The following is a 15,564-nucleotide window of genomic DNA, read 5'->3' as shown; positions in this document are numbered from 1 at the left end:
CACGCCGGAAACCCTCTGCTTCTCTCAGTGTATCTTCATGGAGACGAAGCATGTTGCCGAAGAAGGGCAGATCATTACCGCCAGGATCGGGGGGAGAAGGCCTTCCCCGGCGCTATGCCGAAATCGTCTCTCTCGCATTGAAGACAGAGCTCGACGACAGCCGCCGGACGATCAAGACGGTTCAACGCTGGACGAATGCCAGTGAGCGCACGGTCAAGAACTGGATTGCCGGCTCCTGCGGCCCGGGTGGAGACCATCTCATCGCGATGCTCATCCATTCCGATACGATGCTGCACATGCTCCTGATCGCCAGCCGACGCTTCGATATTGTTGAGATGCTTATGGATCGCCCGGGATCAAGTGCCGACGAGAACACGGGAACGGCCCCGGCGGGCCGGAACGCGCACGGGCGAACCTCGTTCTTCCATGACCCTGGTCGTGTCCCTGTTGGTGACCCTGACCCTGACCCTGATGAAGCGTTCGTTCCGAACGAGCGACAGCGCTGGTTTCTCGCCGAACTCGCCGGCGGAAGGCGGGTCTCAGCCGGAGGGTTGCAGTCCCGGTTCGGCATCTCCGAGAAAACCGCGAAGCGCGATATAGCCGGGCTCAGGGCAAATGCGTGGATTGCATTCACGGGATCGAGGCGGAAAGGACGGTATCGGCTACGCAGACCCCAGCCATAAATTGCCGCGCCCAGGTATCAGGCCGTAGCGACTGGTCTGCCCGAGTTCGCGTATCTCTGGCGCGCGATACAGTGACCAATTTTTAGATATAATTTTTGGTCGCCCGGACATTGTCACTGACCAATTTTTAGATATAATTTTCGGACACAAACGGATGGCTGATGCCCGATCCCACGTCCGATACTCTCGATCGCATCCATGACCGGATCGCCAAGGCGGCACCGGCCGGAGTGTGGTCCCGCGCCGACTTCCTCGATATCGGGACGCCCAATGCCGTGGAGAAAGCGCTGCAGAGGCTGACCCTTCGAAGCGACATCCGCCGCCCTCACCGTGGCCTCTACGACAAGCCCACAACCAGCAAGCTGACCGGCAAGATGGTGTTTCCGCCGCGCGCCGCGTTCATCGACGCCATCGCCCGGCGCGACAAGCTGCGCGTGCTGGTCGACGGCATGACGGCCGCGAACGATCTCGGCCTGACCACAGCGGTTCCGGCGCGGTCGACGATCCATGCTGACACCTATCCACGAACGATCGAGATCGAAGCCAACGCAGGCGATCGGCAGGCCGCGCAGCCGGTCATCTACAAGCTCGACTTCAAGCGCATTTCGGCCAAGACCGCATTTTGGGCCGGCCGGCCGGCTATGCGCGTTGTCCAGGCCCTGACCTGGTATCGGGACGAAAAAACGAGCCTCGATGCGGCCGTCAACGGCATTGTGCGGCATCTGTCGCAGGCCCCCAACCGAAGACAGGTCGCGCAGGATCTGCGCGACAACATCCAGGCGGTGCCAGCATGGATGTATCCCCTGGCGGAGACGATCGCGTGCAAGCTACTTGGCCAGGAAGGCGAGGCTGACGAACCCGATCCCGAGCGGACGAAGGGGGATCATGCAAGAGACGTTCATTGAAATCCTCCGCGCGAGCGTCGACGATCGCCGCGCCCTCTTTTCGACCGTCGCCGCCGGGCTCGAGACCCGCGCGGAGAACGTCGAGAAGGACCTTTATGTCTGCTGGGTGCTCGACTTCCTGTTCAACCGACGATCACACGATCCCATCGGGCTCTATTTCAAGGGTGGGACCAGCCTCAGCAAGGCCTATGGCCTGATCCGCCGCTTCTCCGAAGACATCGACATCGGCATCTACAAGGCGGATCTGAAGGTGCCGCTGGAAGCCGAGATCGCCGCCCTGCCCTCGCCGACCCAGCAGCAGAAGGCACTGACCGACCGGGTCGACGAAGCTGCGCGGCAGTATATTTCCGGCCCGCTCAGAACTCTGCTGAGCGAGGAGATCACCGTCCTCGAACGGGAGGCCGGACAGAAGAGACATTTTTCCCTCAGCTTCGGCTTCGATCCCTACCGAAACAGGGAGGCCCTCGACATCCTGGTGGTCGGCTACAGGAGCGCCTTCGACGCCGGCGACGACTACGTTCAGGCGGCGGTCCGCATCGAGGGCGGCGCGCGGCCCGATCCCGTGCCCGCCGAGCCTCGAACAATCGTTCCCTATGTCGCCTCGGAAATGCCCGAAGGCCTCGCTCTCACCGTCGGAAGCGTCATGACGGTCAAACCCGAGCGGACCTTTTGGGAAAAGGTGCTGATCCTGCACGCCATGACCGAGATGACCGAGAAGCGCCGTCTCGACGCCAGGCCCGACCGCCCGGAACCCAATCTCGATCGCTACTCGCGCCACTATTACGACGTCCATCAGATCTGGACCCATCCAGACTATGGCGTCGCGACCGCCTCGATGCTCGACCTCGCCGAAGCCTCCCGCCAACACAAGATGCTGATGTTTCGCGCGCCGGATCATCGGTACGACCGGGCGGTGCCGGGGACCTATCGTCTTGTCCCCACCCCGGAGATGCGCGCAAAGCTGGCGGCCGATTACGCGCGCATGTCCGCAATGATATTCGGGACACCGCCCGCGTTCGAGGAGGTGATGGCGAGCATCGAGGCGCTCGAACGACACCTCAACACGACCTCGGCGTCGCATCCCGATCAGCTGGGCCCGACAGCGCCATGAGGATGTTCGCAACCCGCGTCTGGGGCCTGGGATTTGAACGTCTGCCGATCGCGACCTTCGGATCGGCGGGCCACCTCAACCGTCTCCTCAGGCTTGCCGAACGCGGGGACCGCCTGCTGTTCGTGGGCACGAAGACGGAGCGCACGCCAGACGCCCTCCAAGGGCGATTGCTGGGAATGGCGGAGATTGGTTTCGAGCCGCTGCGCACGCTCGAGATCGCCACCCACGCCGACCTCGATGCCCGCGACTTCGACGAGCGCGGCAACTACAAATTTCCTCATGCGGTCGCACTGACCCGGGCATGGCGCTTCGTGCCGCAGCCGGTGGTGACGGACACGCTGTCCACGCAGCTGACCATGCTCGCGACGCCGGGCGTGGAAGAGCTTGAAGAGGAAGATGTACGACGTGTCCTGGCGCTCGCTGCCGAGCCGCTGGTGCTGCCCGAGCTTCCCTCTCTCCAGCGGATGCGGCAACTGAACGAGCTTCTTCGGCCGACCACCGGCCCGAAGCCAGGCGACGTCGCCTACCGCGTTGAGCACTCGGCCCAGAACCCCGCGTCAACCTATGCCCTGCAGTTCGGCAAGAGGAACGTCTTCAAGATCGGCCATGCTGAGGACATCGACGCGCGGCTGGCGGCCGTGAACCAGCACGTCCCGGTCGAGGTGCTCAACGAGAAATGGAAGATCTTCCTGACCCAGACATGGAAGACCTCTGTTGAGGCCTATGAGATGGAGCAACGCGTGCTGAAGCGAATGGAAACAAAACGAAGCGGCTTCGAACGTGTACTGTGCTCGGATACAGAACTGCAGTCCGCGTGGACGGCCTCTCTCCTCGCCTGATTGCGGCGGTTCCACCCCAACATGACGAAGTTGGCAAGAGACCTACCTGAATACGATCTGCGGATTTTCGATATGGACGAGCTTGAACTGGCCAAAAAGGCCGGAGTCTATTTGCAATCCTTCGCTCGTGCTCAGCAGAATGACTGGGCTGATCTGATGCAAGGAGTCAATCCGAACCAGGGTTATGGCCGGAGCGACGAGGCCTACAAGGCATACGACATCGCGATGGCGCTCTACGACTGGTCTGATACGAGGTGGCTCAACTGCCAGTTTCCTAGAGACTACGCATCCGCGGCCGATCTGCGTGAGATGCTCCAGCTTTCAGTGAAACAGTTGGAGCACTGGCTGATAGAGCTCACACGGGCTTGGGAAGCCTGCCAACAGCGCGACCTTTATCTGGAGACACTTCCCATGGTCCTGGACGCCGTTGAGAAGGCCCAGCATGGAGTCAGAGAAGCGTTGAGGCAATTGGACGGATCAAGTCCGGCGAGCGCGAACGCGGAGGCGTTCCATATCATGGCTCACTTGGCGCATATCGCGGATCGTTTCGAACAGGTCCTGCTCCGCCTCAAGAAGCGCCGAGCGAACCGCGCAGCACTCGTCATGGAGAACGAGTACGACGTGCAATATCTGTTTCAATCGCTGCTCGCGCTCGAGATCGACGACATCCGCCCCGAGGAGTTTGGCGGATCGGTCGCCGGCAGCGCAGGGCGCGTGGACACCTACCTGCCCGATTATCGATGCTGCGTCGAATTCAAGATGACGCGTGCCGGCCTGGATAATGCAACACTGAGGAAGCAGATAGCGGACGATTTCGTCCTTTACGGTGCTGATGACCGTTATGATTTTCTATTTGTTTTCGTCCACGACCCTCAAAAACTCATCACCAATCCAGTCGCCTTTGAAAAGGATATGTCCGTTCCCCGAACTGGTCTAAAGCAGGTCGTCGTATCGATCCGGTAACCCAGCGTTGAGGTCGGCGACGAAAGTCTGGGAAGAGTGGCTGCCGCGCAGATCCAGGTCCAGCGCGGCTCTCGCTGAACGATAGGTGCTCAAGGATGCGGTCCGATCAGTCTGATGCGACGGATCTGGTGGAGATTTCCGCCATGCTCATCGCGGCCTATGTTTCCAATAATTCCGTGCCGGCAGCCGAACTGCCGAAATTGATCCATGACATTCACGGTGCCCTCCGGTCGTTGGGCACAACAGCGTCGACTGAGCCGGAGAAGAAGCCTGAGCCCGCGGTATCGGTGCGCAAGTCCGTGACGTCGGATTTCATCATCTGCCTGGAGGACGGCAAGAAATTCAAATCGCTGAAACGACATCTCCGCATACAGTATGGTCTGACGCCTGCCGAGTACCGTCAGAAATGGAACCTTCCCGCCGACTATCCGATGGTCGCGCCAAGCTATGCGGAAGCCCGTTCGGCGTTGGCGAAGGCGTCAGGCCTTGGCCAGCTGCGCAAGGCGGTTGCGCCAGTTCCGGAACCCGTCGTTGCGTCCTCACCCTCAGTGATGGAGAAGCCGAAGCGCACCCCGCGCACTAAGGCAAGCGCGCCGACCGCCGTTGCGGCCGCGCCAGAGACGGCCCCGGCAAAGCGCACCCCGCGTAAGACGAAATCCGTTGCCGAGCCCGTTGCACAGCCCGCTGCCAAGCCCAAGAGGGCACGCAGGGCCGCCGAACCTACCGGCTGATGATCATGGCGCAGCCGGAGACATCAACACCGGCTATGCGATCCGCGTGACTGGCCCCGGCAGGCTCATGCTCAGCTCGCGGCGCCGGTGTCGACGCGACGGACGTCGGGGAAACGCTTCGTCCCGGCTCGAGGAACCCCGTGGCGGGCACGGCAGCCTGCCGTCGAAGCGACATCGCTCGGACCGTCATGCTTGGGAGGGGGAGACTTGCGATCAGTTATTCCAATCATCGAGCAGCTAGACCGCGCCCTGAGCGAGCTGGCCATCAATCATCCGCTCAATGGCCGTATCGCTCTGATCCTCGTCGACAACGGCCTGGAGCTGATGTGCCATCTGAAATGCACTGATCTCTTATCCGACGACCGCCGCCGAAGCCCGCGCGGGCTGACCCAGGAACAAAGGAATGACGCGCGGGGACGCGCCTTCGACAGGAAAATCGGGCTCCTCCAGGACCTCGGCCATATCCCGGCCGAGCAGGCTCAGGCAATCACGACCCTGCACGGCTACAGGAACCAACTTTACCATGTCGGCCTGCGCGACGATCCGGTCATCGGCCAGCTCGCCCACCTGTATTTCCACTTCGCCGCCGAGTTGCTTGAGCCACTGCTCGGCACTCAACGCCACCTGCGTTGGGAGCCTGAGATCATCACCGACGCCGCGCGGCGCCTCTTGCCGGAGCTGGCGACCGCGAAACGCTACGGTGCGAAGGTGGATATTGCGGGGCTGCGCGCCCGATGGGTTGCCGAGTGTCCGCCGCCGCCGGTGCCCATCGAGCAGGCCCTAAGTAGGCACCTTCTCGCCAGAGTCGACGAAGCTGAGGCATCTTTCAGCATTATCGCGACGGGACGTTCGGGGACGGATGATCCTACTGCGACCCTGCGGACGGTCCAACTCGAGGCCGATACTCTGACGGCAATTCGCCGCCATCGCCGCGATCGCGATAAGCAGCTGAAGGCGAAGGGTATCGAGCCGAAGCCACTCGATGATGAGCAGCTCGCGATGGCGCGGGGAACGAGGGTCCTTGAAGACCTCAACGCACGCCTTCTACCGAACTGGACCCCCAAACACCCAATATTACCCTTCAACAGTTGGCGAAAGCAGGCGACATCGATCAGCACGAAACGCAAGGCGTCCATCGCACTGGGGAGCTTTGACCGGATCCGGAGGGAGATCGACCAGCTGGAGGACATCATAGCCGAGCCGATCGAGGACATGTACGGGTGGCATCAGTACCTCGAAGATGTCGCGATGGACAACCGGTAGACCCGATGGATCCGAAATTCGTTGCCCATGGCGAGTCGCTCCATGGCTCATTCCAGCGTCTTGTCGCGAGGGGGTGGTGGACGCATGACACGCATACGGCTTGGTCAGCTCTTCGATTGTACGGAGCAAGGCGGCGTTCTGGTTGCGGAAGCCGCTGATGGTTCACTTCGACACATCGACGACGTGCCATCGGGACTGGCCTGCCAATGCCAATGCCCCGGCTGCGACCGGCGAATGGTTGCAAAGAAGGGGGATCTGCAAGCACACCACTTCGCGCATCACGTTGATCGCGACGGTGCTTCATGCACGTCCGCGGGCGAAACGGCCCTCCACAAGTTCGCGAAACAGGTCCTCGACGAGCGACTGGAGATTGCGCTTCCCGAGCTCGTCATTTCGCATCGAGACGATACCGAAGTCGTGGTGCGGGCAACGAGACTCGCATTCGACGAGGCCATTCTTGAAACCAAGGATGGGTCGATTGTGCCGGACGTCGTCCTGGTGCTGCGGGATCGGCGCCTCATCGTTGAATTCAAAGTCACTCACCCCTGCGATGACGTAAAAATCGCGCGCATCCGGGCCATGAATGTCGGGGCGATCGAGATCGACCTGTCCGGCTACCGGGATCGAGCATTGGATGAGCTGGCCGACGACATCCTCCACAACGCTCCCAGGATCTGGCTTCACAATCCGCACGAGCCCGCTGCCCGGGACCGCTTGTCGGAGAGGGCGCGCCAACGTGCCGAAGATCGGCAAAAGTCCATCGACGAGCACCGTCGAAATTATCGGCACCGCCTGCCCGCGCGCGAGGGGGGTAAAGGGGAGTGCGAGGCGATGCTGCGGAGGGACGGTTTGGATGATCTCATCAATCTCCCCGTCGACGGGAGCGGGTGTTTCACCGCCCCGCTCGCTGAGTGGCAAGGTGCTATTGTCCTCGCACTGCTGCAATCGAAGTCCCAACCATTCAGAACACGAACAGCGGTCGCTGCTTTGGTCAGGCGGGGTTGGATCGACCCGCTCTTTCGGTCTGTCTCCGAGGAGATTGCCAAAGCGCTGAAGGAATCGGGTGTGCCTTTCGCCTCTCCCGCAAAATCCGTTGAGAGCTATCTTCGCCAGCTGGAGCAGCTTGGGTTTATCCACTCCGCGCCCTCGGAGATTTGGAAGGCGTCAGGTCTGCTGCGGCAGAGAATTCACGAAGCGAAGGAGTTGCGGGCGCGCCCTGCGAAGCGCCTGGCCGAAATGCGGGGCATCGTATCAGAGCAGCTTCTCGGCCTGCCAGACGAGGAAACGCGCGGCTTCTCATTCGAGACATGGATCCAGGCCGAACTATCGGATCGTGGACAGTCCGTCGCTGACGCGATCCACGGCAGCGAGCCTGAATGGACGACGCTTTGCCATCAACTGTCCAACATCGGCACCCAGATCCGCTTTTCGCCTCGTGCCAACCTCGAGCTTTTTGGGCTCCCATGTGAGGGGAAGCTTGAGCGCGCGTTGCAGAGGAAACGCCTCGAGGCCGAAGACAGAGAACGGGAAAAGCGGGAGAAGGAGAAGGCCGATGCCGAAGCGCGGGTAGTCCGGCTCCGGAAGCTCGCGGCGGCGGACCTAGGTGAAGGTCATGAAATCTGGCTGAGCACCGGCGATGCGGCTCTGAACGGCCAGTCTCCACTGGAGTCCGCGCGGAGCGAAACTGGGCTTCGCGACGCAATCTATGCTCTCGGACGAAAAGCGGACCAGCTCAGGATCGAGGAGCAAGCCCGCGAGCGCAAGCATAAAGCCGTCCGAGAGCTCGAGGCCCTCGCTCGCAACCGCTACATCGACCCTGCACGGGCAGATCTCTGGATGCGGAGTTCCCGCCCTGAGCTTGGCGGGCAATCGCCGGCCGACTTCACGATCGACGACGCCACGCGCGACAAATGTGCGATCTACCTCCCAGGGAAAAAATCACGCTACTGAGCTAGACGCCCGATTGCGTGAAACAGCTCGATCGCGATGGGAGAGCACTCCCCTGCCTCAAATTTCTACAGCGATTTCGGGTTGGATTGATGTGCTGATCGGCGTGTACAGATCGATATTGGCCGCAGTCCTGAGCGTCGCGAGAAGCGAGTAGCGAACTCGGGTGTCAGCGCGATCAAAGCCGGGATTCTCTCGCCACCAACCACCGATCGGATAGACGATGATGGCATCGCGCTGAGACAGCTCGACGGCATCGCCTTCCCAAATGTCAGCATGCAGCGAGCCACGATTTCGCAAATTGGGGCCCAGCATCCATCGCGTCTCCGCTGCCCGCGCCGGAGGCCGAGTTCCCGCTTTGGCATTTATACGGCGGACGAAGACGTCCAAGCGTTCGTCACCCGGCTTAAGGGCAAAGCGCAAACCGTGAGAGGCGTAGCTGTGGCGCCGGCTTCGGCCTCGCTCTCCCGGATTGGGTTCGATGAAATAGCTGAGCGTGATGCGCAGCTGCACCTGAGTCTCACCGAGCGCTTCGAGCTCATCCCGCGGCCAGGGCAGTTCGTGAACAACGAGGTCCTTGGTCTCGACACCGCCCGCTACCCTCGCAAAGGGCTGCATGTCATTCTCAATGACCATGGTCACGTCGTTCTGAAGGCTCCCGAGGGCCCGAGAGAGGGATGGCACTCCGAAACCATAGCGGCGCAAAACGCCATTCTTACCGATCGCACCGAGATGGGCCTTCATTGCCGGCGTCCATTCAGCCGAATGGACGACAAGACCACGCACCGTCTCGGGCCAAAGGCCCGGCCTCTCGGCCATGATCTGGGCGCCCATGCGGGCTGCAAGCGCCGTGGCTGCACTCGTCTCGCCGGTTGTCGTGAAAGCGCGGTGTTCCGGCAACCGATAGGTGGTCAGAAGTGCCAGATCATCGACGTGATCACCAAGCAAGGTTGTCGGGTCGACACCGATATTGCCACCCTCGAAAACGACATCCGGCTTGAGCGGCCAGTCGTGGTTCCAGGTGACCGAGGTACGGGATCTCGGCATGATATCGCCGACGCCTGCCATCGCCTCCCAGCCGGCGAATAGAGGATCGACGATGGTATCCTTTTCGGTGAAAGCGCCGACGGACAGGACATTCCAGGCCTGCGCGGGACTTTCGATCGGCGTCGTGTCGTTACGTGCGGGATAGTCGTCACGATGGATATCGTCGCGGATATTTCCAGCCGACACAGCGATGAAGCGAGGCGCATTGTCGGCGCCGAATGCAAGCGTATCGAGGGCAGCGGACCAGGACGACGGCCGGCCCCGCCAATGATCGCCTTCCGAGGTGATGGCGAGACATATCGCGCGGGGGCGGTTCGGTGCGACGATCTCGGTGCGGGAGATCGACTGCGCGGTGATCGCGCCATAGAGATCGGGATCGTTGGCACCGTGATCCGGCAGCACCTTCACCGATTCCAGCCTGTGGCTGAGCGTCACCGGCCCGTCGCCAGCGAGCAAGTCGACCAGATCCCCGTAGAGCGCCACACCTGACAACTGGGTGCCGTGGCCACCGTGTGCCTGGTTGCTCACGTCCTCGACGTTCCAGCCTGCATCGAAGGCCTGTTGATCAACCGCGGCGAGTGCCGGCCGGATCAGCGGGTGTCGGCGGGTCGAACCGGAATCGAGGAGACAAACGGCCGGTACATCGGCGGCGGGGGCAACGATCCGATCCGCCGTTTCCGCAGCCCAGGCCCGTTGTTCAGCGCCATCCATGGCCATGAAGAAGGAGGGCGTGTCGCGCGCTGTGCGCAGCTCGGCGATGGTGTCAGTATTAGCGATGATGCGCCCCAGCATCTCCGCCGTGCCGTGGACAATGACAACTTCTCGCTCGGGAAAGGTCAGCGCGTGCTCGCGCATTGGAAGTGCGAGACGTCCCGCCGCGGCGACGAAGCGCTCTTTCGTGCCTAGCCGCAGCCAAACCTCCCACCAGATCGCGACACCCGGAAGAGGAAAGAATGTTTCATCGTCGGTGTAGAGCGACCGGGCTACAGCCAGTCGCGCGGTCTCGATGGAGGCGACCAGGACCTCATTCTTTGGACCGGTCGCCTCCTCTATGATCTGACCGTCGACCTCGCGCCTGCGAACGCGGTCCTTGTCCCGATAATCAGCAACCTTCTTCAGATAATACTCGCGCTGCTTTTCCGGTACGAAGACCGTGGCGGCAACCGTCGTGCCGTCGGCGTTACCTGGCCGAACGCTCACCAGCTCGATCGGGAACTTCCCCTGCCGGTTTTCGAGCTTATCGACGATCTCGGCGTGGGCCGCCGGCAGATCGAATTCGAGATAGAATCCCGGCGTTCCGGCGGCAAGACCGACTTCGCGCGCACGGAGCTGTGCTTCGGCGCCCGCCAAAGCTACCGTCAGGGCTGTGGTCAGCTTCTCGGCATGCTGGACTCTATCGCGCTGCGGCGGCGCGGAACCACCGCCGCCACCGTGAGCCGTATAGTCCTGTGCGACACCATGGCCAGGAAGATAGACATGCGCGAGTGGGCGCGGCGGATCGACTGGCATTTACCGATGCGCAGCTCCCTTGCGCTCCGCGATGGTCGCTGTGAGATCCCGCAATGTGATGCGATCCCGATCCTCAAGAACGACCAGCTTGGCGGCATCAGCCGCGGCCCGCGAGATTTCGGCCTGGCTCATCCCCCCTGCAGCGGTGACCACCGCGTCCCAATCCAACCCTTCGGTGTCGAATGTCGCCAGCCGCGCCTGGAGTATCCGCTTCGCGACCTCGGCGCTCGGTAGCGCATACTCGATCACATCGTCGAACCTTCGGAACAGGGCAGGGTCGAGCAATTCGGGATGGTTGGTCGCGGCGATCACCAACCCCTCGCTTTCGTCCTCCTCGAGAAACTGCAGGAAAGAGTTGAGGACGCGGCGGATCTCGCCGACGTCATTGCGCTCCGCCCTACGGGCCCCGATGGCGTCGAACTCGTCGAAGAAATAGACGCCCTTTGTTTCGACCATGGCGGTGAACACCATGCGAAGCTTTGATGCGGTTTCGCCCATGAACTTGGTCATCAAGGCGTCGAGCTGGACCGTAAAGAGCGGCAGGTGCAGCTCCCCCGCCAAGGCCGAAGCCGTCATCGTCTTGCCAGAACCAGGGGGACCTATCAGCAGCAGCTTGTGGCGCGGTGCGAGCCCGTGACTGAGGAGCCGATGCCTCTGACGTTGTTCGCGAAGAACGCGGCGAAGCCGCCCGTCAAGTGCTTCGGGAAGCACCATGCTCGACAGCCTGACATCCGCGTACCGGACCGCGATCAGATTGGCGAGATCACCCCGTGGCTGCGCCAACGGAACTGGAGCCGACCTTCGCTCGGAAGGTCGGTCTTTGTTGGCACGAGCGGCGTCGACGAGTTCGCGAAGCTGCATCGCCACTTTGCCGTGCCCCCGCCGCGCTTCGCTGGCAGCCGCCTGTAAGGCGATCGTCAGGAACTGCTCATCGTCGCCTTCGACGTGGCTCTTGAGAAGGGAGATCAGTTGCTGCGCGGTCGTCATGACATCTCAACGCAGCAGACCGCTGCGCAGCTCCAGACACCGGGTTGCCCAGGATCGCAGCACAGGATTCCTCTCGCGGCGTTCGAACAGAAGTCCTGAGAGATAGGCCTTTCTCCCCAAGAACAAGTTAAGAACGAGTTTAGGTGTGAAGGCCAGCGGAATCAGCCCGCCGTGGATCGCGATTCCCAGCTTTCCTGCCGGGTGTGGCGGCCGCGACTCAACCCGCTTGGGTACCGCGACGACCGCCTACGGCTTGAAGATCAGGCAACCGATGAGACGAGTTGCTGTCGGCGCGGTAAGATAACCTACTCTGCGGTAGAGAACCACCCGATGGTAGCCTTCGACGAGATATCCTCCGCTCTCGACCGCCTCCGGGAGGCGCACTACTGGCTGCACCAGATGGAGAGGAACTACCACTTCGCGGATCAATTTCGGTGGAGCCTGAATTCCTTCCTGAAGGCCTTGAAAGAGGTTCGCCCGATTCTGGATCAGGAGCTTCAGCATAAGGAAGGCTTCAAGGCCTGGAAGGAGCCCATCTACCAAACGCTGCGTGATAACAAGCTTCTAGTCTCCTTGCAGAAGAACCGCGACGTCGTCGTGCATCAGCGGCGCCTCAGGCTCAGAAGCTCAGGAGCGATCGGCCTCTATCAAGGCGGGCTGCGCTTCGGCGTTGGGCTGCCCATCGATCCCGACCACGACAGCGATACGGCCATACTCGCTGCTGTGGCGGCGGGTGATCCGTTCGGCCTCATGACTCCGGATGAGGACACGATCCCCTGCGTTCGGAGATTCTGGCGCCTCCCGGAATATGAGGAGGAGATCGTCCAACTCTGCTCGATGGCCTGGCTCGCGATTGGCGGCCTGATGTCGGAGGTCATCAAATGGCTCAGCGGTGAGATCATCGAGTTCAATCTGACGTGCCGACTAAGCGATGATGAGATGATGTTTCGCCTCTACAACCGCGATGCCCTGGCCCAGCGGCTCGCGCCATCTATGCCACGTCATTTTCGAGAGTGCTCAATGAAGCCGGTGTCCTAGGAAGCAGCGCAGTCCGCGTCCCCTGTCTTACCCTCTAGGGGTCTCCGCACCCAAATAAAGAGGTCAATTGCCCTGCGGCCTTCACGATCACCAATCAGGCCCCGCACCCGGATTGGTGCGGGTAGAAAGAATCAGATTTCAGATGCGATATCCGCGAAGAAGCTCACGTGCCGATCACTGAGTTCCTTCATTGCCCGAATGTTTGAACGACTATCCCGACATGCTTTGGCGCACGTGCGGACAATATCGCGATACAGCGCCAATCGTATGGGCTTGGCGCCCTGGAAATTGATGAAGAGGTCCTGCGACAGCTTCGCATCAACGCCAGATCCGCGCGCCACAAGCATGATGTTCGGCGCGCCTCCATAGGCTTGAAACATTAAATATCGCCAACTCGGATCTGGCAGGCCGCTGGCGGGAACAGCCTCGTTCGAGAAGACGAGGTCGCCGCCATGCGACAGGAACTCATACGCTTCCTTCGCGGCGTTCGACGTCCTGGCGATCAGAACGCATGGGGCACAGGTTTCGTAAGTCCGGAAATCACGATCCAGCTCGAGACCCAGGAGCTCACACAATTGATTCCGCTGCTGGTAGTCCAAAGCCGCTTTGCGATCGAGAAACCATTCAAGCGAGCGAGCGGTCGAGCCGATGCAGCGGCTCAGCTCGCCGGGTGAGGTCGGCCAGCATCGCACCAAGGCCCGGGCGACGTCCGGGAGATCGTTCGACTCGGGATCCGCGGAAATAGCCTCCTGAAGCTCATCGTCATCCGCAACCGGAGGCGTTGTGAGCAGCCATACGGCGCCGTCGAAGGTATCCTTGTGGAAATATCGGCGCCCGGCCGGCGCCAGCCCCTTCTCCCAGGCATCGAGCCAGGCCCCCGGGCGCCAATCGATCTCATCGCCCGGTGGCAGATCGGCCGCGCGAGGCGGCCGGTTCCGCCACCACTCCATGGTGGCATTCACCCGTGACTGCGGGGACTGGAAAGAATGATTGTGGCGGTCCGTGGCGCAGCGGTTCAGTTGATCCAGCGTCGTGCTCGGCGTCGCCCGTCTGCGAGGCAGGCTCGCCCACATTGCATCCTCCTGGCACCGCCGCACGGAAGCCGAGAACGCCTTGTCGCTTCCGTCCGCGACGACGAGCCGGACATCGGTCGCCGCCAGCGTATCAGGCAAGTCCACCGCAGATGCGGCGAGATGGCGGCTCACCTTCAGCACATCCGGGCGACCGCGCAGGCCGTCGGCTCGCGTCCACGCTTTCCCGAGAACACTCACGATCGATGCCGGATTGTCGACCGGCGTGAGCATGACCCATCGAAGCGAGGTCCCTGGAACCGAAAGCCCGTAGAGCAGCAAAGGGGTCAGGTCATAAGTGGCCAGGTCCTCCCGGGAAGCAGCTTCCCGGACGAAGACAACGCCATATTCCCGATGCAGGAAGACATGCTTGGCCGTCGCAACGACGAGGTGATGTTCGCGCAAGCGCATGGCGCCGTCTTCGTCGTGTTCGTCAACAATGGTCATCTGTTCCCGCCTGATCCGTCGTCGAGGTCGTAAGGCCCGTCAGCAGTGACGTCGTCTCCGTCCAAGTCCTCCTCGTCTCCCTCGCCCGCCATGAGCCCCAGCGGCATATCCTCGGCCAGCAGCTTAGCCTTGCTGAGCAGGCCGGCGTCTTCGAGTGCCTCCATGTCGGGCAGGTCGCGCAGCGTGTCGAGACCAAAATGCGCCAGGAAGCCCTTCGTCGTGACATAGGTATAGGGCGCGCCCGGCTGCGGGCTACGCGGGCCCGCGGCGACAAAGCCGAGGGAACGCAGATAGCCGATCGTGTCGCGGCTCACCTGCTTGCCGATCATCTCGCCGAGCTCGCCGCGTGTCACCGGCTGGTGATAGGCGATGCAGGCCAGCACCAGCATCTCGGCCTGAGAGAGCGGGACCGGTGCCGGCGCCGAGCCGAACGCCGCGTGGATCGACTCGGCATGGCGCGGCCGGGTGCGCAGCTGCCAGCCACCGGCAACCGGCACCAGCTCGTACGGCCGGTCGCACAACGCGTCGCGGATATCGTCGATGACGAGCTCGAGGCTGCAGTCGCGCCCGACGACGCGGGCGAGCACGTCCCGTTCCACCGGTCCGGACGCAGCAAAGATCACCGCCTCGACCCGCGCCATCCATTCGCGCCAGCGCAGCTCGGGCGGCAGCTCGACGAGCTCGGTGTCCAGTGGACCATTGGCGCGGCGGCGGCGGGCCATGGTCAGAGCCCGTAGAGCCGGAAGGTCGACCGACCGGAGAGCTCGCGCACGGCCTCGAGCGCCGCCAGCCGCTCGAACAGCCGCCGGCTCGCCCAGCGCGACAGCGACGCGGTCACCAGCGCGCCCGGCACCGCCTCATCGTCGAGCAGCCGGCGGATCGCCTCCCCGGCCCCCTTGGCGCGCAGCTTTGGGGTCACGGCCGCGAGCCGTGCGGCGCGGCGGGCGATCTCGCCGGCGAGACGGCAGGCCTCCACCGCCCCGGCGGCCGTGGCGAGGCACAGGGCCGCCGCATGCCCCTCCCC

The 15,564-nt window shown here is 62.4% G+C and carries 14 protein-coding genes; 9 read left to right on the top strand and 5 right to left on the bottom strand.

Going from position 1 to position 15,564, the window contains the following annotated elements; all coding sequences use genetic code 11:
- Positions 1 to 50 precede the first annotated feature (50 nt).
- The 8 genes from GGR25_RS23525 (at position 51) to GGR25_RS23490 (ending at position 8,445) form a co-directional block, all read left to right on the top strand.
- Positions 51 to 683, top strand: a complete 633-nt coding sequence (locus GGR25_RS23525) for a hypothetical protein (protein ID WP_183401347.1) — start codon at positions 51 to 53, stop codon at positions 681 to 683.
- A 161-nt stretch (positions 684 to 844) separates the two neighbouring features.
- Positions 845 to 1,588: a DUF6088 family protein gene (locus GGR25_RS23520; protein ID WP_183401346.1), complete on the top strand. Its 744-nt coding sequence runs from the start codon at positions 845 to 847 to the stop codon at positions 1,586 to 1,588.
- Positions 1,569 to 2,699, top strand: coding sequence for a nucleotidyl transferase AbiEii/AbiGii toxin family protein (locus tag GGR25_RS23515; protein ID WP_183401345.1), 1,131 nt, complete (start codon positions 1,569 to 1,571; stop codon positions 2,697 to 2,699). Before GGR25_RS23520 ends, GGR25_RS23515 begins: the two co-directional genes overlap by 20 nt.
- Positions 2,696 to 3,538: a hypothetical protein gene (locus GGR25_RS23510; RefSeq protein ID WP_183401344.1), complete on the top strand. Its 843-nt coding sequence runs from the start codon at positions 2,696 to 2,698 to the stop codon at positions 3,536 to 3,538. Before GGR25_RS23515 ends, GGR25_RS23510 begins: the two co-directional genes overlap by 4 nt.
- Before the next feature lie 72 nt (positions 3,539 to 3,610).
- The gene (locus GGR25_RS23505) at positions 3,611 to 4,501 is read left to right on the top strand and encodes a PD-(D/E)XK nuclease domain-containing protein (protein WP_183401343.1); all 891 of its coding nucleotides are present in this window, start codon (positions 3,611 to 3,613) and stop codon (positions 4,499 to 4,501) included.
- 143 nt (positions 4,502 to 4,644) lie between these two features.
- Positions 4,645 to 5,232, top strand: a complete 588-nt coding sequence (locus GGR25_RS25120; protein WP_425486170.1) for a Ros/MucR family transcriptional regulator — start codon at positions 4,645 to 4,647, stop codon at positions 5,230 to 5,232.
- A gap of 207 nt (positions 5,233 to 5,439) precedes the next feature.
- Positions 5,440 to 6,495 (top strand): hypothetical protein, encoded by a 1,056-nt coding sequence (locus tag GGR25_RS23495; RefSeq protein ID WP_183401341.1) that lies wholly within the window; start codon positions 5,440 to 5,442, stop codon positions 6,493 to 6,495.
- An 84-nt stretch (positions 6,496 to 6,579) separates the two neighbouring features.
- On the top strand, positions 6,580 to 8,445 hold the full coding sequence (locus GGR25_RS23490) for a hypothetical protein (protein WP_246410264.1): 1,866 nt from the start codon (positions 6,580 to 6,582) through the stop codon (positions 8,443 to 8,445).
- Positions 8,446 to 8,502: 57 nt separating this feature from the next.
- On the opposite strand, the gene GGR25_RS23485 is transcribed toward GGR25_RS23490, so the two are convergent.
- Positions 8,503 to 10,998: a S8 family peptidase gene (locus tag GGR25_RS23485; protein ID WP_183401340.1), complete on the bottom strand. Its 2,496-nt coding sequence runs from the start codon at positions 10,996 to 10,998 to the stop codon at positions 8,503 to 8,505.
- Entirely contained in the window at positions 10,999 to 11,985 is a 987-nt protein-coding gene (locus tag GGR25_RS23480) for an AAA family ATPase (RefSeq protein ID WP_183401339.1), read from the bottom strand. It lies immediately after the preceding gene.
- A gap of 330 nt (positions 11,986 to 12,315) precedes the next feature.
- Here GGR25_RS23480 and GGR25_RS24855 point away from each other — a divergent pair, with 330 nt between their 5' ends.
- Positions 12,316 to 13,023 carry a hypothetical protein gene (locus GGR25_RS24855; protein ID WP_246410261.1) on the top strand — a complete coding sequence of 236 codons (708 nt, stop codon included), beginning with the start codon at positions 12,316 to 12,318 and terminating at the stop codon, positions 13,021 to 13,023.
- Positions 13,024 to 13,154: 131 nt separating this feature from the next.
- Here GGR25_RS24855 and GGR25_RS23470 read toward each other — a convergent pair whose 3' ends face one another.
- From GGR25_RS23470 to GGR25_RS23460, 3 genes are all read right to left on the bottom strand, one after another.
- The gene (locus tag GGR25_RS23470; protein WP_183401338.1) at positions 13,155 to 14,540 is read right to left on the bottom strand and encodes a hypothetical protein; all 1,386 of its coding nucleotides are present in this window, start codon (positions 14,538 to 14,540) and stop codon (positions 13,155 to 13,157) included.
- Positions 14,537 to 15,262, bottom strand: coding sequence for an SMC-Scp complex subunit ScpB (scpB, locus tag GGR25_RS23465; protein WP_183401337.1), 726 nt, complete (start codon positions 15,260 to 15,262; stop codon positions 14,537 to 14,539). The genes GGR25_RS23470 and scpB overlap by 4 nt, the downstream gene beginning before the upstream one ends.
- Positions 15,263 to 15,264: 2 nt before the next feature.
- Positions 15,265 to 15,564: DUF1403 family protein (locus GGR25_RS23460; RefSeq protein ID WP_183401336.1), on the bottom strand; the 300-nt coding region annotated here is incomplete at its 5' end.

Source organism: Kaistia hirudinis, assembly GCF_014196455.1.
In the GTDB taxonomy this organism is placed as follows: Bacteria; Pseudomonadota; Alphaproteobacteria; order Rhizobiales; family Kaistiaceae; genus Kaistia; species Kaistia hirudinis.
This window is presented reverse-complemented; position numbering and strand designations above follow the sequence as displayed.